This is a genomic window from Cognatundibacterium oligocarboniphilum (assembly GCF_013377855.1).
GTDB lineage: Bacteria > Pseudomonadota > Gammaproteobacteria > Burkholderiales > Burkholderiaceae_D > Undibacterium > Undibacterium oligocarboniphilum.
This window is the reverse complement of the sequence record NZ_JABXYJ010000001.1, coordinates 252070-273047: the sequence shown is the minus strand read 5'-3', so window position 1 is coordinate 273047 and position 20978 is coordinate 252070. Positions and strand designations below refer to the sequence as shown.

Here is a 20978-nt window from a genome sequence, read left to right as displayed (position 1 = left end):
CTATGCAAAAAAACTCAGGAAACATCCATTCTCCCATGCACACACTGAATGCCCGCAAGCCACCTTTTGCCCTGCAGACGTTGCCGCTGATGATCGCTTTGCTGCTGTCCGGCTGCGCGCAATATGATCCGTTGCTGAATCTGAACAAACCGGGCCCCTTGCCAACCACCCTGCAGCTGACCACCGCCAGCGATGACGCTGCCGCAGGTAGCACCGGCAGTGCCGCCAATGAGACCGCAACCAGCGACGAACCCCGCGTGACGGTCAGAAAAACGCCGCGTCCGCCAGCCGCGGCCGCGGCCAGCGCCAGCAAGCCGCAGGAATTGCCCGCCAATGAAAAAGCCGATATTTCGCTGGTGTTTGACCAGATCGCCCTGCCTGCATTTATTAACACCGTGTACGGCGTGGTACTGAAAGCCAATTTCAGCGTTGATCCGCGTGTGCTGGAGCGCAAAGACCTCGTGACCCTGCGCACTTCCAGACCGCAGACGCCTTCCGAAGTATTGCGTGCAGCACAGATGCTGCTGAAAAGCTATGGCGTGACAGTGAATGATGTCGGCGGCTTTTACCGCATCGTGCCCGACAATGCCCAGCTGGGTTATTCACCCGAAATCCGTCGTGGTCGCGCCTTGCCCGAGGTACCGATCGCATTACGCCCTATCTATCAGTATGTGGAAATGAATGCTTTGCGATCGGTGGAAATGCGGCAGTGGCTATCCCAGATGTTTGCCAACCGCCTGCAACTGACCGAAAGCGCGCAATACAATGCCCTGATGATCTCTGGCGAAACAGAAGACGTTCGTGCGGCGCTGGAAGTGGTGCGTATACTGGATCAGCCGACCATGCGCGGCCGCACCAGCCAGCGCATTAATCCGGTGTACTGGACAGTTGACGATCTGGCGAAAAAACTCACCGAAATTCTTGCCGCCGAAGGTTATACCTCACAGGTTGGCATGGGGCCGGGCGCGACCAGTATGCCGATCATGTTGCTGCCGATTTCAGCCAATAACAGCCTGATCGTTTTTGCCGGAGACGACGCCATCCTGAAGCACGTGACGGAATGGGTGAACGACCTCGACCAACCGACCAAGGCACGGGGGAATAATGGCTACTTCACCTACGCCGTGCTGAATCTCGATGCCGAAGACCTCGCCAAAACCGTCAGCGACCTGATCGGCGCTGGCGCACCCGCAACGGCGACCGTTGGCAATACGCCGGCGAGTGCGGCAAAAAATGCCCGGGTGGTGGTGCACAAGGCCACCAACACCCTGATCATTCAGGGTACCGCAGACCAGTATTCGCAATGGATAGGATTGCTGCGCGAGCTCGACAAACCTGCGCGCTCGGCGCTGATCGAAATGACGGTCGCAGAAGTCGCGCTGACCGACAGCATGAACCTCGGCGTCGAATGGGCGCTGAACAATGGCAGCACCACTTCTAACGTCGTCGGCGGCACGCTCGGCAACCTCGGCCTGAAGTCTGGCGGTATGACCTTCAGCCTCGTCAATGGCAATATCAAGGCCGCCATCAACGCGCTGGCTGGCAACAAGCGCGCCCAGATCCTGTCCAGCCCACGCATCATGGCACGCAATGGCGAAAGCGCCACGATCTCCGTCGGACAACAGGTGCCGATCCTGACCAGCCAGCAGACCACCGCATCGATTACGCCGGGCGTCGCCGGAGTCACCCAGACCATCCAGTACAAGGACACCGGCATCATCCTGAAGGTAAAGCCCGTGATTCATGCCGGCGGCAGAATTGATGTCGATGTTTCGCAGGAGGTCAGCTCTGCCGGCGTGACCGATACCGGCGTCAGCAGCTCCCCCACTTTCAGCAACCGCAAGATTGAAACCAAGCTCTCGATTCAGGATGGTGCCACCGTCATGCTGGCAGGGTTGATTTCCGGCAACAATCAGCGCAATAACACCGGCGTGCCGCTGGCAAAAGACATCCCCATCCTCGGTTCCTTATTCCGCTCCCAGACCGATACCAATGACAAGACCGAGCTGATCGTCCTGATCACCCCTTATATAGTGGATGACGATCAGACCGCTCAGTCAATCACCCAGGCTTTCCGGAATCAGTTAGGCAGCTGGGCTGCGGCGGCTCCGGTGAATCAGCTAGTATTACCAGCTAAAAAAACACCGGTCAGCAAGGAAAGTAGCAAAAAAGAGACACAAGCCGGTGAAAAGCAGAAGGATTACTCTTCTGCTATTGACGAGGCAGGTCAGCAAGAAAAGGCATCGGAAAATGCATCTGATGTTGCTACAAAAGTAACTTCAGAAAAAACGCCTGCAACCGCACAAAAAACGGAGAATATTGTGACTGATTCAAAGATTATTGAGCAGATCCGCGCTTTACAGAAAGGGGTGAAATAATAATTTGTGACATGTTTGATGTGGGCACACAGGTATACATTGATTTTTATCTGGAAACTGAGTTAAATTCCGCTTTGAAGGCAGCAGTACGCCATCGCCAAAGGGGGTAATTCTTTCTGAGAACCTGTTTGTCATCGTTCCGTCATAATGAATTACTTTGACATAACAATATTTTTTGATATGCTACGTCGGTCTTTAAAGAAAGACGCAATTGCAATTGCAAATTAACTTTTGTATACAAGGAAATAAAAATATGAAACATTCTATGATGCGTGTTGCTGTTGCTGCTACGCTGGGTTTGTCAGCGCTGGCTGCAAACGCCGGTACACTGGCTGTAAACATCGGTTCGACTTTGGCTGCTGAATATGTTACAGCTGCAGCAGTTGTTGCTCAGCCAAACCTGACTTTTGCAACGTCTTCTCTGCTGGTATCGAACACTGCAGTGACATTCCACGTACGCCCAAGCGCCGGTACGATGGTTGCTGTTCCTGCAGCTGCCAACATCGTTGTTGCTAGCAGTAATGGCACCATCTACTCTGCTACTAATGCTAATGGTAGTATTGCTAGTGCTGCGACAGCTGATGCAGACGGCAAAGGCTACTACTTCACAGTCACTGCGCCATCATCTGGCCTGCCTGCTGGTACAACAGTTTCGATTAACCAGCCAGCTGCTCCAGCTGCGCCGGCAACTACGCTGACTGGCCTGAATGTTGCACTGGCTGCTGGCGGTTCTGTAACTGCTGCTGTCGGTTACACATCGACACCTGGCGATTATGCTGGCGTTTCCACATGGATCGAGGCACCTGTATCTGCAACTATCCTGAACTCTGCTGTTACTCTGTCTGAAAAAGTGACATCTTCTGCTGCTTTCGCTACAGCAGAAACAAAAGTTGTTGACGTTTCGACCGGTACTCTGACAACGTTCAAAAACGTTTCCACTTCCAATACAACTGGTACAGCAATTATCAACCTGGGTTCCGTTGCACTGACAGTTAATGGCGCTCTGAAGACACCATCTGGCGGTACTCCTGCTGTTGCTGACTTTGGTGCAGTGACTGTGTCTGCTGCTGGTGATTTCTCTGCCGGTACGCCATCTCTGACTAGCGATGCAGCATGTGCGACAGCAATCGCCGGCGTGACAACAACCGTGTCTACTGACAAGAAATCTGTCGTATTCAGCACAATCCCAGTTGCCAATATCGCTGCTATGAGTGGCACTCCTGCTGTTCCAGCTTACCTGTGCTACACAACAGCAGGTGCTAAACAGATCCAGTTCCCAGTTCAGTACACAATTGGCAATGCTTCTACTGTTGCAAACGTAGCTGGTGCTGGTGCGGTAGCATCCGTTTCCTCCGGTGGCAATGCATACAACCTGACTTCTAACGGTTCTAAAGTATTCGTACCTAGCTTCGTACCACAAACTGGTGCTCTGGGCACAGGCTACAATACTTACCTGCGCATCATCAACACTGGTATTGTAGCAGCGGATATTTCTGCTGTTGCTTACGATCAGAATACCGGTGCTCAAGGTACACCAGCAGTTGTTGCTCCAGCTCTGAAACCTAATGCATCTGTTATCGTTTCTACTTCTGACGTGACAACTAAGCTGGGTCTGCCAGCTGGCTGGTCTAGCCTGCAGGTAAATGGTCCAACCAATGCTCTGGCTGTTCAGCCTCTGCTGGTTAACCCACAAGGCGTTATCACTAACATCGGTGGTGTGAACGGTTACACATCCAACGTTGGTGCTGCAACTGGCTCTAACTAATCTGATTAGTTAATGCTGATAAAAAAGGCGGCGCAAGCCGCCTTTTTTTATTGTGCTGACCGGAATTCCGGCAACAGGCTGATGCGTTCAAGCATTCTCAGTCTGTGCAGGTTGCGGGAACGGGCGATGGCAGCAGGCAATAAAAAAAGCGGCATCAGCCGCTTTTTTTTATTGATGGTTTCTGACGGTTAACGTCCTTTCCACCATGCGCTCAAGTGTTGCCAGAGCGAGGTGGGCGCTGCCATAGCTGCGGACTCCTGCCAGCCTGCCGGGGCATGATGCTGCCGGTAGCGCAGCAGCCGTGCCGGATTACCGACGGCAATGGCGAAATCCGGCACGTCTTCCGTGACGATACTACCCGCTCCGACAACCGCGCCACGTCCTATCGTCACGCCGGGCAGGATGGTGGCGCCGCCGCCTATCCATGCGCCATCCCCGATGTCTACGCCAGCATACGTCAGTGGATTGAGGTAGATCGATGCCTCGCCGCCGTGAATCGCATGACCGGCGCTGAAGATGCGCACATGCGGTCCGATCAGCACTTCCTTGCCGATGCGCAACCCTCCCTCGCCGGATAAATAGCCGCCGACATTGACGATGCTGCGGTCGCCAATCTCGATGCAGGCATCGGTATTGATCGAGACGTCGCCGACCACCAGACGGTTGTGGTCAAACAGGCTGACACCGTCGCCAAGCCGGATCAGACAACCGGAGCGGCTGCCATGCCGCAGCAGGGTCACGCCCGGTGACACTCTGCAGTCCCTGCCGAGCTGATCAATGCCGCCAACGGTATCCACTACCGGTGGCAGACCGAATACAGGAGGAGCTTCAGCAGACATGAGTAGATTCCGTTTAGCCCGCCAGCTTTTTCTTCAGCAATTCATTCACCTGGGCCGGATTGCCTTTGCCCCTGGTGGCTTTCATCGCCTGTCCGACCAGTGAGTTGAATGCTTTTTCTTTGCCGGCGCGATATTCCTCTACGGATTGCTGGTTGGCAGCCATGACTTCATCGATGATTTTTTCCAGCGCGCCCACATCGGAAATCTGTTTCAGCCCCTTGGCTTCAATGACCTGGTCGGCCAGATTGTCGGCAGCGGCTGGCGCTTCCCACATGCCGGCAAACACTTCTTTGGCGATCTTGTTGGAAATGGTGCCATCGGCAATCCGCTGTAACAGCAACGCCAGTTGTGCCGCGGTAACCGGAATGGCGCTGATGTCGATGGCTTCGCGGTTCAGCGTGGAGGCGACATCGCCCATCATGAAGTTGGCGGCAGGCTTCGCCAGCGCAGCACCTGCGGCACTGACCACCGCTTCATAATAAGTCGCCATACCTTTGGATTGTGTCAGCACGGCCGCATCGTATTCCGGCAAGCCGAACTGTTCGACGAAACGGCTGCGCATCGCAGCCGGCAGTTCGGGCATCGTGCGGCGTACCTGTTCCACCCATTCCGGCGAGATGCGCAGCGGTGGCAAGTCAGGGTCGGGGAAGTAGCGGTAATCCTGCGAATCTTCCTTGCTGCGCATGGAGCGGGTGACTTTTTTGTCCGGGTCGTACAGGCGGGTTTCCTGCACGACTTTGCCACCGTCTTCGATCAGCTCGATCTGACGCCGGACTTCGTAGTTAATCGCTTCTTCGAGGAAGCGGAAGGAGTTCAGGTTTTTGATTTCGCAGCGGGTGCCGAATTCCTGCTGCCCGACAGGGCGCACGGAAACGTTAGCGTCGCAGCGGAAAGAGCCTTCCTGCATATTGCCGTCGCAGATATCGAGCCACATCACCAGCGAGTGCAGCGCTTTGGCATAGGCGACCGCCTCCGTGGCGCTGCGCATGACCGGTTCGGTGACGATTTCCAGCAACGGCGTGCCGGCGCGGTTCAGGTCGATGCCGGTCATGCCCTGGTAGTCTTCATGCAGCGATTTACCGGCATCTTCTTCCAGATGGGCACGGGTCAGCTGGATCTGGCGCAGTTCAGGCTGGCCGTCTTTTTCGACGATGCAGGGCACATGGCCACCTTGCACCACCGGGATTTCAAACTGGCTGATCTGATAGCCTTTCGGCAGATCGGGATAAAAATAATTTTTACGCGCAAAGATCGATTCCGGTGCGATATGCGCACCGACTGCCAGACCGAACTGGATGGCTTTTTCAACTGCGCCTTTGTTCATCACCGGCAGCACGCCGGGCAGCGCCAGATCGACCGGGCTGGCCTGGGTGTTTGGTTCGGCGCCGAACCGGGTGGATGAACCGCTGAAAATTTTGGAGTGTGTTTTGAGCTGCACATGCGTCTCAAAACCGATAACGACTTCCCATTGCATAGTTATTCCTTTGTGATTGACTGTCGCTGACCCGGGTTCAGATGGTATCCGGCGTGCGCTGGTGCCAGTCGGTCACCTGCTGATACTGATGCGCGATATTGAGCAATCTGGCTTCAGTGAAATAATTACCGATCAGTTGCAGACCCACCGGACGCCTGGCATTTTTATCACCCTGGCCAAAGCCGCAGGGAATCGACATGCCCGGCAATCCGGCGAGGCTGGTGGACAGCGTGAAGATGTCGGCCAGATAGTTGGCAACGGGGTCATCCGATTGCGCACCGAGATCCCAGGCCACTGTCGGTGCGACCGGCCCCATGATGACGTCGCACTTCTCGAACGCGGCAGCAAAATCCTGCGCGATCAGGCGGCGGATTTTCTGTGCTTGCAGATAGTAAGCGTCGTAGTAGCCGTGCGACAGAACATAAGCACCGACCAGGATGCGACGCTTCACTTCCGCGCCGAAACCTTCCGTACGGGACTGGCGGTACATGTCGTTCAGATCGGTATAGCTGGCTGCGCGGTGTCCGTAGCGCACGGCGTCGAAGCGGGACAGGTTGGAAGAGGCTTCGGCAGGAGCGATCACGTAATACACGGGGATTGATAATTCGGTTTTCGGCAGGGAAATCTCTACCAGCGTGGCCCCCAGTTTCACATATTGGTCCAGCGCGGCACGTACCGCCTGCTCCACATCCTTTGCCAGTCCGTCACCGAAAAATTCTTTCGGCACGCCAATGCGCAAGCCTTGCAGTGACTGGTTCAGAGTGCGGTTGAAATCTTCCGGCGGACGCTCCAGCGAGGTGGAATCTTTTTCGTCAAAGCCGACCATAGCCTTGAGCAGCAGGCCGCAGTCTTCTGCTGTTTGCGCCATCGGTCCGCCCTGGTCCAGCGAAGAGGCAAAGGCAATCATACCGTAACGGGAGACGCTGCCATAAGTCGGCTTGATGCCGGTCACGCCGCAGAAAGAGGCAGGCTGCCGGATCGAGCCGCCGGTATCGGTGCCGGTGACGGCAGGTGCCAGGCGGGCGGCAATCGCCGCTGCCGAGCCGCCCGATGAGCCGCCGGGCACGGCAATTTTATCCCACGGATTTTTCACAGCGCCGAAATACGAGTTTTCATTGGAAGAACCCATGGCGAATTCATCGCAATTGAGCTTGCCCAGCGTGACCATGCCAGCCTGCGCCAGTTTGTCGACTACGGTGGCATCGAATGGACTGACATAATTTTCCAGCATGTGCGAGCCGGCGGTGGAGCGCAGGTGCCGGGTCACGAAAATATCCTTGTGCGCTACCGGAATGCCGGTCAGCGCAGTCGCTGTACCTGCAGCGATGCTGGCATCGGCAGCCGCAGCCTGTTTCAGCGTGAGGGCAGGGTCAACATGCAGAAAGGCATTCAGATCACTGCCCTGAATACGGTTGAGAAAGTGCTGAGCGAGTTCTGTGGCAGAAACCTGCTTGCTTTGCAGCATGGCAGATAATTGGGCGAGAGTTTTGGTATGCATAATCAAATTCCGGATGGCTTATTCGATGACCTTGGGGACCAGATACAGGCCGTCCTGAGTGGCGGGAGCGGGCTGCTGGTAGGCATCGCGTTGATTGGTTTCGGTCACGATGTCTTCGCGCAGGCGCAACGCCAGCTCCGGCAACAGTGCTGCGATAGGGTGGCTGAGCGGCGCGACGCCGGTCGTATCGACCGCTTTCAGTTGTTCGGCCAGTGCGAAAATGCCATTGAGCTTATCCAGTGTGGAATCGGCCTCGGCAGCGGAAATATTCAGCTTTGCCAGGTTGGCAATGCGATTAACATCGTTGAGAGTCAGTGACATAGTGAGGGTGCGTGGAAACGCAAAAGTAAATGCAACAATAAACGCAAAAATGTGTCAAAAAGAATATGAAAATACCAAATAACCGGCACGATACTTTTAGGTATCGGTATCAAATAAATTTAAGAAGATTATAAGGTAGAATGACGGGTTAATGCCCTAAAACCGGTAGTAAATCCCTTCAGCAGGGATTTGCTGACGAAGCTCGGCACTGTGCTGGCAGGGCGAAAAAATTCAGTGACACAGCGGTCGGCCGACAGTTGAGCCGCTGTACACATTCATAAGACAGATACAGGACAATACATGTTTGGTTTTTTACGCAGTTATTTTTCAAATGATCTCGCCATTGATCTGGGTACAGCAAATACGCTGATTTATGTCCGCAGTCAGGGCATCGTACTGGATGAGCCTTCGGTCGTGGCAATCCGTCAGGAAGGCGGCCCGAATGGCAAGAAAACCATTCAGGCTGTCGGTAAGGAAGCGAAGCAGATGCTCGGTAAAGTACCGGGCAATATCGAGGCGATCCGCCCGATGAAAGACGGCGTGATCGCCGACTTCACCGTTACCGAACAGATGCTCAAGCAATTCATCCGCATGGTGCACGACACCAAATTCTTCAAACCTTCCCCGCGTATCATCATCTGCGTTCCCTGCGGTTCCACCCAGGTTGAGCGTCGTGCGATCCGCGAATCCGCGCTGGGCGCAGGCGCTTCGCAGGTGTACCTGATCGAAGAACCGATGGCTGCTGCCATCGGCGCCGGCCTGCCGGTGTCTGATGCAACCGGCTCGATGGTGGTCGATATCGGTGGCGGTACCACCGAAGTCGGCATCATCTCGCTGGGCGGTATGGTGTACAAAGGTTCCGTTCGCGTCGGCGGCGATAAATTCGACGAAGCCATCGTCAATTACATTCGTCGCAACTATGGCATGCTGATCGGCGAACAGACTGCCGAAGCGATCAAGAAAGCCATCGGTTCGGCTTTCCCGGGTTCCGAGGTGAAAGAAATGGAAGTCAAGGGACGCAACCTGTCGGAAGGCATTCCGCGCTCCTTCACCATCTCCAGCAATGAAATTCTGGAAGCGCTGACTGATCCGCTGAACAACATCGTTTCTGCCGTGAAGAATGCGCTGGAACAGACGCCGCCTGAGCTTGGTGCAGACATCGCCGAAAAAGGTATGATGCTGACCGGCGGTGGCGCACTGCTGCGTGATCTGGATCGTTTGCTGATGGAAGAAACCGGTTTGCCGGTCATTGTGGCGGAAGACCCGCTGACCTGCGTGGTACGTGGTTCCGGCATGGCGCTGGAACGCATGGACAAACTGGGTTCGATTTTCTCTTACGAATAAAACTGGCGGAAAAGGCGGGGGCAGGTATGTCACGATTCCCGCCTGTTTTGCATGTGCTTGTTGGAGAGCCGGCTGCTGTCGGCTTTTTGCTTTTCGGGCGACCGGGTGAGCTGTCCTGATGACGGATCAGCAGCCGTTTCTGACGATAAATTGATATGGATTACAGTCCGCCACCACTCTTCAAGCAAGGCGCTTCAGCACGTGCCAGGGCGATCTTTTTCACCATTCTGGCGATCTTCCTGCTGGTGGTGGATGCGCGCCTGAAATCACTGACCCTGGTGCGCCAGGTGCTGGGGACAGTGTTGTATCCGGTACAGATGCTGGCCGTGATGCCGGGGGATGCAGTCCGGCAGGCGTCGCATTATTTCGTGGCCTTGTCCGATCTGGAAAAAGAAAATACCCGCTTAAAGCGGCAGCAGACGCAAAACGCCACCCTGTTGCAGCAGACCGGGCAACTGCAGTCGGAAAATACCCATTTACGCAATCTGCTGAATGCCCGCGAACGCTTACCGGTGAAGTCGGTGCTGGCAGAAATTATTTACGATGCGCGCGACCCTTCAACGCGGAAAGTCATTGTTGACCGCGGACTGAAAGATGGCATCGTCCAAGGACAGCCGGTGATTGACGACTTTGGCGTGACAGGTCAGGTTACGCGGGTGTTTCCGCTGACGGCGGAAGTGACTTTGCTGACCGATAAGAGTCAGGCGATTCCGGTGCAGATTTTGCGCAATGGCCTGCGCAGTGTGGCGTATGGACGGGGCCAGTCCGCTTACCTGGACATGCGCATGACCAGCAATGCCGATGTCCAGGCTGGCGATCAGCTAGTGACGTCGGGAATTGACGGTATATATCCGCCGGGGCTGGCGGTTGCGAAAGTCGTGCAGGTGGAAAACAAAGCCACCACCACGTTTGAAAATATCCTGTGTGTTCCCGCTGCCGGTATCGATAAAAACCGTCAGGTGCTGATCCTGCAGGTGTCGACTGCAAATTTGCCGCGTCCTGATACCGAAGACATTCGCGCCAAAAAAGAAAAGATCAACCGCAAAGTCACCCGTGATGCGGCATTGCCATCGGCTGAAGTCAGACCGGCAGAGCCGCCTGCCGCACCGTCTGCTGATCCGAAAGCAACAGGCAGCAACGCTGAACAAAAACAGGATGTCAAAGAAACCGGAAAAGATAGTCCAGGCCCGGCGGTGAAGGAACCAGCGAAATGAACCAGCCACATTACATCTTATTGCCGGTTAATCCGCTGTTTATTGCGCTGAGTTTTGCGGTGGCATTCCTGCTCAATTTCCTGCCCTGGGGTGGTTATGTGATCGTGCCTGATTTTGTGGCGCTGGTGATTGTGTTCTGGAGCATTCACCAGCCGCGTAAAGTCGGTATCGGTATCGCCTTTGCAATGGGATTGCTGATGGACGTGCATGATGCGATTCATCTGGGCGAGAATGCGCTGGCATATACCCTGTTGTCATATTTTGCGATCACCATTCATCGCCGGGTATTGTGGTTTCATCCGCTGACGCAGTCGCTGCATGTATTCCCCCTGTTCCTGTTTGTGCAGGGGCTGCAGATCGTGGTACGGCTGCTGGTTGCACCGGATGCGCACTTTCCCGGCTGGCTGTATTTTTCCGAGAGTGTGGTGACGACCCTGTTATGGCCAGTAGCAACAGCGATTTTACTGGCGCCACAAAAACGTGCGATCGATAAAGACCATACCCGGCCGATCTGAATTGCTGAAGCAAACCGACATGCAAACTCGTGCACATTATGCCCGTCGTGACCTCTGCCTGAACCGACTGATCCATCATGAATGAACTGAAGAACACGGAACGCGAATTATATTTTTTCCGTATGCGGCTGATTTTCATCGGCATTTTTGTGTTCGCCTGTTTTATCGCGCTGGTCTCCCGCTTTGTCTGGCTGCAGATTGTGAAACATGATGACTATGTCCTGCTGGCAGATGAAAACCGGATTGATATCGTTCCCGTTGTGCCTAACCGCGGTCTGATTCTGGATCGTCATGGCGTGATTCTGGCGAGGAATTATTCTGCCTATACACTCGAAATCACACCGTCCAAGATTACGCAGGACATGGATGTGCTGATCGATCAGCTGGCGGATCTGGTGGATATTCAGCCCAAGCACCGCAAGCGTTTTCGCAAATTGCTGGAAGACTCCAAGAGCTTTGAAAGCCTGCCGATCCGTACCCGCCTGACTGATGAGGAAGTGGCGCGTTTTACGGCGCAGCGTTTCCGTTTTCCCGGCGTCGATATTCAGGCGCGCTTATTCCGTCAGTATCCGCAAGGGGATATCGCTTCCCATGTGATTGGCTATATCGGCCGCATCAGTCAGAAAGACGCAGAAATGATTGATGACATGGAAGACGCTGCCAATTACAACGGCACTGACTATATCGGTAAGGAAGGGCTGGAAAAGAGTTACGAAAAAATATTGCATGGCAATACCGGTTTTGAAGAGGTGGAAGTGTCAGCCGGTGGCCGCGCTGTCCGTACCTTGTCGAGAACGCCGCCGACTTCCGGTAAAAACCTGATCCTGTCCATCGACATCGAATTGCAGAAAGTGATTGAAGAGGCGTTTGGCGAACGCCGGGGCGCCCTGGTGGCGATTGAGCCGGAAACCGGTGATGTGCTGGCGTTTGTCTCCAAGCCGACCTATGATCCGAATCTGTTTGTGGAGGGTATTGACCAGCAAAGCTGGACCGAACTCAATACTTCGGAAGACCGCCCCCTGCTGAACCGTCCTTTGTCCGGCAGCTACCCGCCGGGCTCGACCTATAAGCCTTACATGGCACTGGCAGCGCTGGAACTGGGTAAGCGCACACCGCAACAGGCCATCGCCGATCAGGGCTTCTTCATGTTTGGCGGCCACCGTTTTAACGATGACAAACCCGGCGGGCATGGTATGGTCGATATGTACAAGTCGATCGTGGTGTCCTGCGACCCTTACTACTATATTCTGGCCAACGATCTGGGTGTCGATGCGATCCATGATTTCATGAAACCGTTTGGCTTTGGGCAAAAAACCGGTATTGATCTGGAGCATGAGAAACAGGGCGTGCTACCTTCCACTGCCTGGAAACGCAGCGTGTATAAAAAAGCGGCGCAACAGAAATGGTATGCCGGTGAAACCATTTCCCTGGGGATCGGACAAGGCTATAACACCTTCACGCCGCTGCAGATGGCGCATGCGATGGCGACACTGGCGAATAACGGTATCGTAATGAAGCCGCATCTGGTCAAATCCACCGAAGACCCGCAGACCAGAGCCCGCACGCTGACGGTGCCGAAAGAGAGTTATCGTATCCCGCTGAAACAGGAAAATATAGATTTCATCAAAAATGCGATGATCGGTGTGACTTCGGTGGCGGGCGGCACCGGCGTGCGTGCCTTTGCCGGAGCCGAATATGTTTCCGGCGGCAAGACCGGAACCGCGCAGGTGGTCGGCCTGAATGGCGGTAAATACGATGCCAGGCATACCTTGGAAAAACATCGTGATAACGCGTTGTATATTGCTTTTGCGCCGGCAGACAAGCCAAAAATTGCGCTGGCGCTGGTGGTGGAAAACGTGGGTTTCGGCTCTGAGTTTGCCGCACCGATCGCCAGGAAAGCGCTGGATTACTATCTGCTTGGCAAGCGACCTGCCGAAAAAGATAAAAGCCCGGCACCAAAAAGCGATGTGCTGGCAACCAAGGCCGAATCCGAAGTCCGCGCCGATGCTGATTCAGAAGGCGGTCCCAAACCCGGTGAACAGACCAAAGGGAATAAGGATTAATCATGCAAAACCGATCGTTTAACTGGCGTGCAATCCGCTCTCACATCATGGTGTTTGACGCACCGCTGGCGATACTGATTTTCCTGATCCTGTCGCTGGGAATTGTGACGCTGTATTCGGCGGGCATTGATTTTCCGGGACGTGTCGAAGACCAGCTGCGTAATATCCTGGTCTCGTTTGTCATCATGTGGATTTTTGCCAATATCCCGCCGCAGACGCTGATGCGCTTTGCGATCCCCATCTACAGTTTCGGCGTGGCGCTGCTGATTGCGGTGGCGGCTTTCGGCATGGTGAAAAAAGGTGCCCGCCGCTGGCTGAATGTCGGCACCCCGATTCAGCCTTCTGAAATCATGAAAATTGCGACGCCGCTGATGCTGGCCTGGTATTTCCAGAAGCGGGAGGGCGCCTTGCGGGTAAAGGATTTTGTGATTGCGACGGTGATTCTCGCCATCCCGGTCGGACTGATTGCCAAACAGCCGGATCTGGGCACGGCTTTGCTGGTGGTGGCAGCCGGTTTTACGGTGATTTTTCTGGCAGGTCTGTCATGGAAGGTATTGTTGACGCTGATTTCTTTTGTCGCGATTGTCACGCCGACGCTGATCTGGCCCTACATGCTGCATGATTATCAGCGCGACCGGGTGCTGACCATGCTGGACCCGACCCGTGATCCGCTGGGTAAAGGATTTCACATCATTCAGTCAACGATCGCTGTCGGCTCTGGCGGGCTGCATGGCAAGGGCTGGCTCAAGGGGACGCAGGCGCATCTGGAGTTTATTCCGGAGCGCACCACGGATTTTATTTTTGCCGTATTTTCGGAAGAATTCGGATTTATTGGTAATCTGCTGCTGGTCAGCCTATATTTCCTGTTGATTATCCGTTGCCTGATGATTGCCGCGAACGCTCCTACCTTGTTTGCGCGCCTGATGGCAGGGTCGGTGACCATGATATTCTTTACCTATGCATTTGTGAACATGGGGATGGTCAGCGGCATTTTGCCGGTAGTTGGTGTGCCGCTGCCGTTTTTAAGTTATGGCGGCACGGCGCTGGTGACGCTGGGGATGGCAACCGGCATCATGATGAGTGTGCAGCGGAATCGTAAACTGGTGCAAACATGAGCAAAAAACATTCAGTATCTCTGAAATGGCTGTTGCTGCCGCTGCCTGCGGCATTGCTGGTGGCTTGCGGTACGGTGCAGAAATCGCCACCTACCATCATTGCTGATACGGTCAGAACCGTGCCTGCCAGCAAACCTACACCCAGTACACCTGTTTTACCGAAAGCCAGTTCCGGCAAAGGTGGTTATTATCAGGACGATGGCCCGGGTGATCATCCGCCGGAGGGGCTGGAATTCACGGTTGACCCGATCCCGGTGCAGGAAGCGTTTTCCCGTTCTGGCAATAAACCTTATGTAGTGTTCGGTAAGACCTATACCCCGATTGCTGATAACACCACACCGCTGGTTCAGCGCGGAATCGGCAGCTGGTACGGCAAGAAATTTCATGGCCAGAAAACCTCTTCCGGCGAACTGTACGATATGTACAAAATTACCGCTGCGCATCCGACTCTGCCGATTCCTTCGTATGCCAGGGTCACTAACCTGACGAACGGCAAACAGATTATCGTCCGCATTAACGACCGCGGACCATTCCATTCCAATCGCATCATCGATTTGTCTTATACCGCGGCGCTGAAACTCGATATTCTGGGCAAAGGCAGCAGTCAGATTGAGGTGGAGCGCCTGTTACCGGCAGATATAGAACGTATGGCGGAAAATCGTCAGAATCAATCTCCGGTCAGTGTTCCTGTGGTAGTCGCAGTCAAGACGGAAGCGCCACCGGCAAGTGGTACGACAGTACGTCCGGAGCACGCCAGCATGACATTGGACGAGCTGCTGACTTCGCAGGGGTATCTGGGGCAACCGACAGTGAAAGCAAACACGCCAGCGACATCAGTTCCGGTAACCGCTGCAACCTCATTGGCTCCGGACACTGTTGCCAGCGCAGCGCCTCCGTCAGCCGTTCAGGCGCAGTCAGCGCTTACGACGGCAGTCAGCGCCGGAAATTATTATCTGCAGTTCGGCGCTTATGCGATCCGGTCAAACGCTGAATCCATCCTGTCTTACCTGAAAAGCCGGGCCGAAAGCCGTTTGCCTGATCTCAATATCGTCCAGCAGGGCAGCTTGTACCGTCTGGTCAGCGGACCGTTTGGCAGCCGTTCGGATGCGATGTCGGCGCTGTCTCAGGCTGGCGAGCTTGGTATCGGTCGCCCGCTGATTGTGCAGCGCTGATCAGTCTTCTTCTTTTTCTTCCCTCATGCTGAGCGCCAGCTGATACAGCGTATTTTTTTTCATCCCCGTCAGCTGTGCTGCCAGTGCTGCTGCCTGTTTGACCGAACACGCTTCCAGCAAGATGCCAAGCACCCTGCGGGCTTCGGTGTCATCTGCAGCCAGCTCCGGCGCAGCATCCACCAGGATCACGTATTCCCCTTTTTCACGGTGTGCATCTGCCTGAACCCAGATCAGCGCTTCCTGCAAAGGGCAACGGTGAATTTCCTCGAATAATTTACTGATTTCCCGCGCCAGCACCACGGTACGGCTGTGACCGAATACCTCTGCCATGGTTTTGAGGGTGTCAGTAATGCGGTGCGGCGCTTCGTAGAAAATCAGTGTGGCTGGAATTTGTGTCAGACTTCGTAATGCAGTTTCGCGCTGGCTGTTTTTAACGGGAAGAAAGCCGATGAAATAAAAATGGTCATGCAGCAAACCGCTGGCGGACAAAGCGCTGATCGCTGCGGAGGCTCCGGGTAACGGCGTCACCGGAATACCGGACTGGCTCAGCAGGTCGACAATACGCGCGCCGGGATCGGAAATGCCGGGTGTGCCGGCATCGGACACCAGGGCAATACGTTCACCTGCTTGCAGCCGTGTCCGGATTTTTTCGGCCGCTTCCCGTTCATTGTGCTGATGCGCTGCAATCAGCGGTTTATTTAACCCGTAGCGGCCCAGCAATTGCGCGGTGTTACGGGTGTCTTCGCAGGCGATCGCATCTGCCAGCGACAGCACATGCAGAGCCCGTAGTGAAATATCGGCGATATTTCCAATCGGTGTGGCGACTACATATAATGTGCCTGCAGGATAATGCTGCCGGGTCACCGCATCCATGATAGCGCTGTTGTTTAACAGGGTGAATTCACTGGTGCTCATGCCTGGCCATCTTAATGTAAGGAAACCGAGATTGTACGCTATGCGACATGAACCGATGCAGCCCCCGGAACCACCTGATCGCCGTACCAGCCAGCGCCGTCGCGGCGATGCCGCCGAGCAGCAGGCACTGGAATATCTGCAGCAGGCAGGGTTGACGCTGGTGCAGAAAAATTTTTTATGCCGGGGCGGGGAAATCGATCTGGTCATGCGTGATGGCAATACCCTGGTTTTTGTCGAGGTCAGGGCACGTGCTTCAATGCAGTTTGGCGGCGCGCTGGCGAGCATTACTATTGCCAAACAGCGCAAGTGGCTGCACGCTGCGCAGGTTTTTCTGCAGACCCTGCAACACCAGCCGCCATGCCGTTTTGACGTGATTGCGATCGAAGCAGGTACAATCCACTGGTTACAAAACGTCATGACAGGCTGAGTCCTGCCATATAATCTGACACACTATGACAAATCAACGTATTCAGGCGCACTTCCATGAAAGTGCCGAATTAAAAATGCGCGCGGCCGAAGCACTGGCGCAACCAATTGCAGAAGCGGTGGAACTCATGTTCCTTGCGCTGTCTAACGGTAACAAGATACTTGCCTGCGGTAATGGCGGATCGGCAGCTGACTGTCAGCATTTTGCTGCCGAACTGGTTGGCCGGTTTGAACGCGAGCGCCTGCCTTTGCCTGCCATGGCCCTGACGACAGACAGCTCGATCATGACAGCCGTGGCGAACGACTACAGCTTTCAGGAGGTGTTTTCCAAGCAGGTGCAGGCGTTTGGCCAGTCGGGCGATATCTTGCTGGCGATTTCCACATCGGGAAATTCCTCCAGCGTGATCAATGCGATCAATGCCGCAGCAGAACGTGATATGCGGGTGATTGCGCTGACGGGGAAAGGCGGTGGTGAAATCGAAAAATTGTTGACGGAAGCCGATGTGCATATCTGTGTGCCGCATGACCGTACCGCGCGGATTCAGGAGGTGCATTTGCTGACTATCCATTGTCTGTGCGACGGCATTGATGCCGCACTATTCGGAGGTGATACCGATGTTTAAAGCAGGTCAGAAAAAAATTATCCGCAGTTGCCTCATGGCCGGTCTGTGCTGTACAGCCTTGCTGAGTCTGCAGGGCTGCGTTGAACTGGCAGTCGGTAGTGCCGTGGTCGGCACGTTTGCCGCAACCGATCGCCGCACTCTCGGCGCGCAGACCGAAGACAAGGCCATCATGGTGAAAGGCGAGGTCAGGCTGGCCAATGCGCTGGGAGATGGCGCGCATGTCAATGTCAATGCATTCAACCGTCGCGCCCTGCTGACGGGTGAAGTTCCTGATGAGCAGACCAAAGCCGCAGCAGAGCGCGAAGTGAAGGCAATCGAAGGCGTGGTGTCGGTCATGAATGAAATCCAGATTGCCGGGGCATCAAATTTCACCGCGCGCTCGAACGATGCTTACATCACCACCAAGGTCAAAGCGACGTTTGTCGATACCAAGGATCTGTATGCCAGCGCATTTAAAGTCACCACCGAAGCCGGAGTCGTTTATCTGATGGGACGCGTGACGCAGCGGGAAGGCGCGCAGGCTGCGGATGTCGCCGCTGGCATCAGCGGTGTGCGCAAAGTAGTCAAAGTGCTGGAATATATCAGCGAAGACGATTTGAAAGCGATGCTGGTGCAGCCGAACAAGGCAGATAAAGCACCGGTCAATAACTGATTCACTGCATGCAATTCACCGGTGCGCCGCACCGGTTTTTTTCCGGAGTAATTATGATAGCCATGATAATTTTGTTAGTCGTGATTGCATTGATCGTGTTCTGGGTGATTGGTGTGTATAACCGTCTGGTCAGCTTGCGCAACCGCTTCCGCAACGGATTTTCCCAGATTGATGTGCAGCTGAAACGGCGTTACGACCTGATTCCGAATCTGGTCGAAGTGGCCAAAGGCTATATGAAGCACGAACGGGAAACCCTGGAAGCGGTGATTGCGGCACGCAACCAGGCAGTGACTGCCAGCAGCAATGCCGGCAACGCTCAGGCGGATGCGGCGTCGGTGCAGCAGCTGGCTGCAGCCGAAGGTACGCTCAATGCTTCATTAGGCCGCCTGTTTGCGCTGTCTGAGGCGTATCCTGACCTGAAAGCGAATCAGAACATGATCCAGCTGACAGAAGAACTGACGGCAACCGAAAACAAAATTGCGTTTGCACGTCAGGCCTATAACGACAGCGTGATGCAATATAACACCGGCATTGAGCAGTTTCCGGGTTCACTGATCGCCAATACCTTCGGATTCAAGGCCGGAGAGTTGTTGCAGGCGACCGAATCGGCAGAAGAGCGCAAGGCCGTCAAAGTGTCATTCTGAACAACTGATCACGGCATCCGGCTTCCATGAACTTTTTTGAACAGCAGGATCAGGCGCACAGGCAGAGCAAGAAGCTGTTGTTTCTGTTTTTCCTGGCGGTGGTGGCGATTGTCGTCACAGTCGATTTTTCTATCGCTTTTGTATGGCACTGGAGCCAGGGAAGCCGGACCGACTTAGCGCAGGGATATCCGCCGGGATTTTTTCTGTTGTCGTCATTGCTGACACTGGCAGTAATCGCTGGCGGTACGCTGTTTGAAATCTATCAGTTGCGCGACGGCGGTGATGCCGTGGCACAAATGGCAGGCGGCAGGCTGGTATTGCCGGCTTCCGAAGATATCCATGAACGGCGTTTGCTCAATATCGTGGAGGAAATGGCGCTGGCCTCCGGTATCGCCTGTCCGCGGGTTTATGTGCTGGATAATGAAGATGCGATCAATGCCTTTGCTGCCGGCTACCACCAGAACGAAGCGGTGGTGGCGGTGACCAGAGGCACGCTGATGCGCCTGAACCGGGATGAGTTGCAAGGTGTGGTGGGACATGAATTCAGCCATATTTTGAACGGCGACATGCGTATGAATATCCGCCTGATCGGTGTCCTGTTTGGCATCCAGATGATTGCCGGACTCGGGCAGGAGCTGATGTACTGGGGATCGCGTCTTGGAAGTTCGCGCAGCCGTGATGAAAAAGGCCCGCCGATACAGCTGGTTTTGCTGGCGCTGGGCGTTATCCTGTTTGTAGTGGGGTATGTCGGTATTTTTTTTGGTCGCCTGATCAAGTCTGCCGTATCGCGTCAGCGAGAATTTTTAGCCGATGCCAGCTCGGTGCAGTTCACCCGTAATCCGGATGGAATCGGCGGGGCGTTAAGGAAAATCGGCGGTCTGACCCGGACGAATGAATGCGGCTCCCGTATTGATAACCCACGGGCAGAACAGCTTTCGCACCTGTTTCTGGGGGCTGCACGGCCGAATCTGCTGTCCGGATTATTCGCGACCCATCCGCCGCTGGAAGAGCGCTTACAGCGCGTTTATGGCAAGAACGTGGCATTTCTGGAGCCGGTCGATGAACAGGAAGGTATGGAGGCTGAATCAGCCGCTATATCCGCCGTTGCATCTGCGCCATTCAATGCTGCCGGCACCGCACGGGATATTGCCGGTTTCGGCGCGCATTCTGCTGCTTTACCGGAAATGGCGATGGCAGGACTTGCGCTGGCTACCGCCGTCCCGGCCAAGGCTGCAGCGTCCTCCCGGCCAAATCCTTACAACAGCACTTTACTGGAGGCTGCCCGCGCACCGCAGTCCGCGTTTGCGCTGGTTCTGGCCATGCTGATGGACAGGCGTAATCCGGATGCATACCGCGTCCAGCAACAATTGCTGGCGCAATCCGCTGCCGGCAGCGTGACGCAGGCGGAACAACTTTTGCTGCAACTGGAAGCATTGCAAAACAATGCACGCCTGCCTTTGCTTGATCTGGCGATGCCTGCGTTGAAATTGCTGTCCCCCGCCCAGCGCGGAGAATTGCTGGCGCTGAGTGCCAGACTGATTACGGCCGACCAGCAGATGACGCAGGCCGAGTTTGTGATCCAGAGCGTCCTGGAGCGCCGCCTTGGCCCCGATGCTGGGAGAGCGATTCCTGTGCGTTACGGTCAGATCGGGCAGCTGCGGAGTGAGGTCTGCCTGTTGGGATCACTGGTGGCGCGTAGTTTTGCGCGTCAGGACGAAGTCGGGGCCGCATGGCTGAGGCTGGCCGGGGTATTGCCAGAGCTGCAGCTGCAGCCCAGCGATTTACAGAACACGGCAGAAATGGATTTTTTTGATGTGCGGATTGCATTGCAGAAGTGCAATCAGCTGGCGCCGCTGGCAAAACCATTCCTGATCAAGGCATTGTTTGCGGCTGCGACGCCCGGCACTGGTTCGGCAGAACATGAAACAATTGATCTGCTGCGGGCGGTGTGCGCGGCGATTGATGCGCCTGTGCCGGAGCTTGCCAGTCTGCGCTGAGTGTCAGGATAGCAGGATGGTGT

Annotated in this window: 18 protein-coding genes; 13 read left to right on the top strand and 5 right to left on the bottom strand. The window is 55.0% G+C overall.

The window, feature by feature from the left end; all coding sequences use genetic code 11:
• The first annotated feature begins 35 nt into the window (after window positions 1-35).
• Together HV832_RS01315 and HV832_RS01310 are read left to right on the top strand one after the other, a co-directional pair.
• Window positions 36-2378: a secretin N-terminal domain-containing protein gene (locus HV832_RS01315; RefSeq protein ID WP_176801736.1), complete on the top strand. Its 2343-nt coding sequence runs from the start codon at window positions 36-38 to the stop codon at window positions 2376-2378.
• Window positions 2379-2631: 253 nt separating this feature from the next.
• Window positions 2632-4143 (top strand): hypothetical protein, encoded by a 1512-nt coding sequence (locus tag HV832_RS01310; protein WP_176801735.1) that lies wholly within the window; start codon window positions 2632-2634, stop codon window positions 4141-4143.
• 188 nt (window positions 4144-4331) lie between these two features.
• Here the strand turns inward: HV832_RS01310 and HV832_RS17460 are convergent, their stop codons facing one another.
• From HV832_RS17460 to gatC, 4 genes are read right to left on the bottom strand one after another with little or no spacing between them, the layout of a single operon-like run.
• On the bottom strand, window positions 4332-4982 hold the full coding sequence (locus HV832_RS17460) for an acyltransferase (RefSeq protein WP_176801734.1): 651 nt from the start codon (window positions 4980-4982) through the stop codon (window positions 4332-4334).
• Between the two features lie 13 nt (window positions 4983-4995).
• Window positions 4996-6456, bottom strand: coding sequence for an Asp-tRNA(Asn)/Glu-tRNA(Gln) amidotransferase subunit GatB (gene gatB / locus HV832_RS01300; protein WP_176801733.1), 1461 nt, complete (start codon window positions 6454-6456; stop codon window positions 4996-4998).
• A 37-nt stretch (window positions 6457-6493) separates the two neighbouring features.
• Entirely contained in the window at window positions 6494-7954 is a 1461-nt protein-coding gene (gene gatA, locus HV832_RS01295) for an Asp-tRNA(Asn)/Glu-tRNA(Gln) amidotransferase subunit GatA (protein ID WP_176801732.1), read from the bottom strand.
• Between the two features lie 18 nt (window positions 7955-7972).
• Window positions 7973-8275, bottom strand: a complete 303-nt coding sequence (gene gatC, locus HV832_RS01290) for an Asp-tRNA(Asn)/Glu-tRNA(Gln) amidotransferase subunit GatC (RefSeq protein ID WP_176801731.1) — start codon at window positions 8273-8275, stop codon at window positions 7973-7975.
• 300 nt (window positions 8276-8575) lie between these two features.
• On the opposite strand from gatC, the gene HV832_RS01285 reads away from it, so the two are divergent.
• The 6 genes from HV832_RS01285 (at window position 8576) to HV832_RS01260 (ending at window position 15698) form a co-directional block, all read left to right on the top strand.
• A complete protein-coding gene (locus HV832_RS01285; protein WP_176801730.1) occupies window positions 8576-9619 on the top strand; it encodes a rod shape-determining protein in 1044 nt (347 codons plus the stop codon).
• Window positions 9620-9774: 155 nt separating this feature from the next.
• Window positions 9775-10833, top strand: a complete 1059-nt coding sequence (gene mreC, locus HV832_RS01280; RefSeq protein WP_176801729.1) for a rod shape-determining protein MreC — start codon at window positions 9775-9777, stop codon at window positions 10831-10833.
• Window positions 10830-11348 carry a rod shape-determining protein MreD gene (gene mreD / locus HV832_RS01275; protein ID WP_176801728.1) on the top strand — a complete coding sequence of 173 codons (519 nt, stop codon included), beginning with the start codon at window positions 10830-10832 and terminating at the stop codon, window positions 11346-11348. The genes mreC and mreD overlap by 4 nt, the downstream gene beginning before the upstream one ends.
• A 77-nt stretch (window positions 11349-11425) precedes the next feature.
• On the top strand, window positions 11426-13411 hold the full coding sequence (gene mrdA / locus HV832_RS01270) for a penicillin-binding protein 2 (protein ID WP_176801727.1): 1986 nt from the start codon (window positions 11426-11428) through the stop codon (window positions 13409-13411).
• 2 nt (window positions 13412-13413) lie between these two features.
• Window positions 13414-14526 (top strand): rod shape-determining protein RodA, encoded by a 1113-nt coding sequence (gene rodA / locus HV832_RS01265; protein WP_176801726.1) that lies wholly within the window; start codon window positions 13414-13416, stop codon window positions 14524-14526.
• Complete coding sequence (locus HV832_RS01260) at window positions 14523-15698, top strand: septal ring lytic transglycosylase RlpA family protein (RefSeq protein WP_176801725.1); 1176 nt, start codon at window positions 14523-14525, stop codon at window positions 15696-15698. The genes rodA and HV832_RS01260 overlap by 4 nt, the downstream gene beginning before the upstream one ends.
• Here HV832_RS01260 and rsmI read toward each other — a convergent pair whose 3' ends face one another.
• Window positions 15699-16613 carry a 16S rRNA (cytidine(1402)-2'-O)-methyltransferase gene (gene rsmI / locus HV832_RS01255; protein WP_399310982.1) on the bottom strand — a complete coding sequence of 305 codons (915 nt, stop codon included), beginning with the start codon at window positions 16611-16613 and terminating at the stop codon, window positions 15699-15701. It abuts the gene before it with no gap.
• 40 nt (window positions 16614-16653) lie between these two features.
• Between rsmI and HV832_RS01250 the strand changes: the two genes are divergently transcribed.
• Genes HV832_RS01250 through HV832_RS01230 form a run of 5 tightly spaced genes read left to right on the top strand, consistent with a single transcriptional unit; the run spans window position 16654 to window position 20955 of the window.
• Complete coding sequence (locus HV832_RS01250) at window positions 16654-17040, top strand: YraN family protein (RefSeq protein WP_223827315.1); 387 nt, start codon at window positions 16654-16656, stop codon at window positions 17038-17040.
• Window positions 17041-17065: 25 nt separating this feature from the next.
• Window positions 17066-17662 carry a phosphoheptose isomerase gene (locus HV832_RS01245; RefSeq protein WP_176801724.1) on the top strand — a complete coding sequence of 199 codons (597 nt, stop codon included), beginning with the start codon at window positions 17066-17068 and terminating at the stop codon, window positions 17660-17662.
• Window positions 17655-18314, top strand: coding sequence for a BON domain-containing protein (locus HV832_RS01240; protein ID WP_399310985.1), 660 nt, complete (start codon window positions 17655-17657; stop codon window positions 18312-18314). Before HV832_RS01245 ends, HV832_RS01240 begins: the two co-directional genes overlap by 8 nt.
• Before the next feature lie 53 nt (window positions 18315-18367).
• The gene (locus HV832_RS01235; protein WP_176801723.1) at window positions 18368-18958 is read left to right on the top strand and encodes a LemA family protein; all 591 of its coding nucleotides are present in this window, start codon (window positions 18368-18370) and stop codon (window positions 18956-18958) included.
• A 26-nt stretch (window positions 18959-18984) separates the two neighbouring features.
• Window positions 18985-20955, top strand: a complete 1971-nt coding sequence (locus tag HV832_RS01230) for a M48 family metallopeptidase (RefSeq protein WP_176801722.1) — start codon at window positions 18985-18987, stop codon at window positions 20953-20955.
• Window positions 20956-20978 lie beyond the last annotated feature (23 nt).

What these genes read in the sequence shown, in the direction of transcription:
- HV832_RS01315 (WP_176801736.1), top strand. Translation starts at nt 36, where the DNA reads ATGCACACACTGAATGCCCGCAAGCCACCTTTTGCCCTGCAGACGTTG.
- HV832_RS01310 (WP_176801735.1), top strand. Translation starts at nt 2,632, where the DNA reads ATGAAACATTCTATGATGCGTGTTGCTGTTGCTGCTACGCTGGGTTTG.
- HV832_RS17460 (WP_176801734.1), bottom strand. Translation starts at nt 4,982, where the DNA reads ATGTCTGCTGAAGCTCCTCCTGTATTCGGTCTGCCACCGGTAGTGGAT.
- gatB (WP_176801733.1), bottom strand. Translation starts at nt 6,456, where the DNA reads ATGCAATGGGAAGTCGTTATCGGTTTTGAGACGCATGTGCAGCTCAAA.
- gatA (WP_176801732.1), bottom strand. Translation starts at nt 7,954, where the DNA reads ATGCATACCAAAACTCTCGCCCAATTATCTGCCATGCTGCAAAGCAAG.
- gatC (WP_176801731.1), bottom strand. Translation starts at nt 8,275, where the DNA reads ATGTCACTGACTCTCAACGATGTTAATCGCATTGCCAACCTGGCAAAG.
- HV832_RS01285 (WP_176801730.1), top strand. Translation starts at nt 8,576, where the DNA reads ATGTTTGGTTTTTTACGCAGTTATTTTTCAAATGATCTCGCCATTGAT.
- mreC (WP_176801729.1), top strand. Translation starts at nt 9,775, where the DNA reads ATGGATTACAGTCCGCCACCACTCTTCAAGCAAGGCGCTTCAGCACGT.
- mreD (WP_176801728.1), top strand. Translation starts at nt 10,830, where the DNA reads ATGAACCAGCCACATTACATCTTATTGCCGGTTAATCCGCTGTTTATT.
- mrdA (WP_176801727.1), top strand. Translation starts at nt 11,426, where the DNA reads ATGAATGAACTGAAGAACACGGAACGCGAATTATATTTTTTCCGTATG.
- rodA (WP_176801726.1), top strand. Translation starts at nt 13,414, where the DNA reads ATGCAAAACCGATCGTTTAACTGGCGTGCAATCCGCTCTCACATCATG.
- HV832_RS01260 (WP_176801725.1), top strand. Translation starts at nt 14,523, where the DNA reads ATGAGCAAAAAACATTCAGTATCTCTGAAATGGCTGTTGCTGCCGCTG.
- rsmI (WP_399310982.1), bottom strand. Translation starts at nt 16,613, where the DNA reads ATGAGCACCAGTGAATTCACCCTGTTAAACAACAGCGCTATCATGGAT.
- HV832_RS01250 (WP_223827315.1), top strand. Translation starts at nt 16,654, where the DNA reads ATGCGACATGAACCGATGCAGCCCCCGGAACCACCTGATCGCCGTACC.
- HV832_RS01245 (WP_176801724.1), top strand. Translation starts at nt 17,066, where the DNA reads ATGACAAATCAACGTATTCAGGCGCACTTCCATGAAAGTGCCGAATTA.
- HV832_RS01240 (WP_399310985.1), top strand. Translation starts at nt 17,655, where the DNA reads ATGTTTAAAGCAGGTCAGAAAAAAATTATCCGCAGTTGCCTCATGGCC.
- HV832_RS01235 (WP_176801723.1), top strand. Translation starts at nt 18,368, where the DNA reads ATGATAGCCATGATAATTTTGTTAGTCGTGATTGCATTGATCGTGTTC.
- HV832_RS01230 (WP_176801722.1), top strand. Translation starts at nt 18,985, where the DNA reads ATGAACTTTTTTGAACAGCAGGATCAGGCGCACAGGCAGAGCAAGAAG.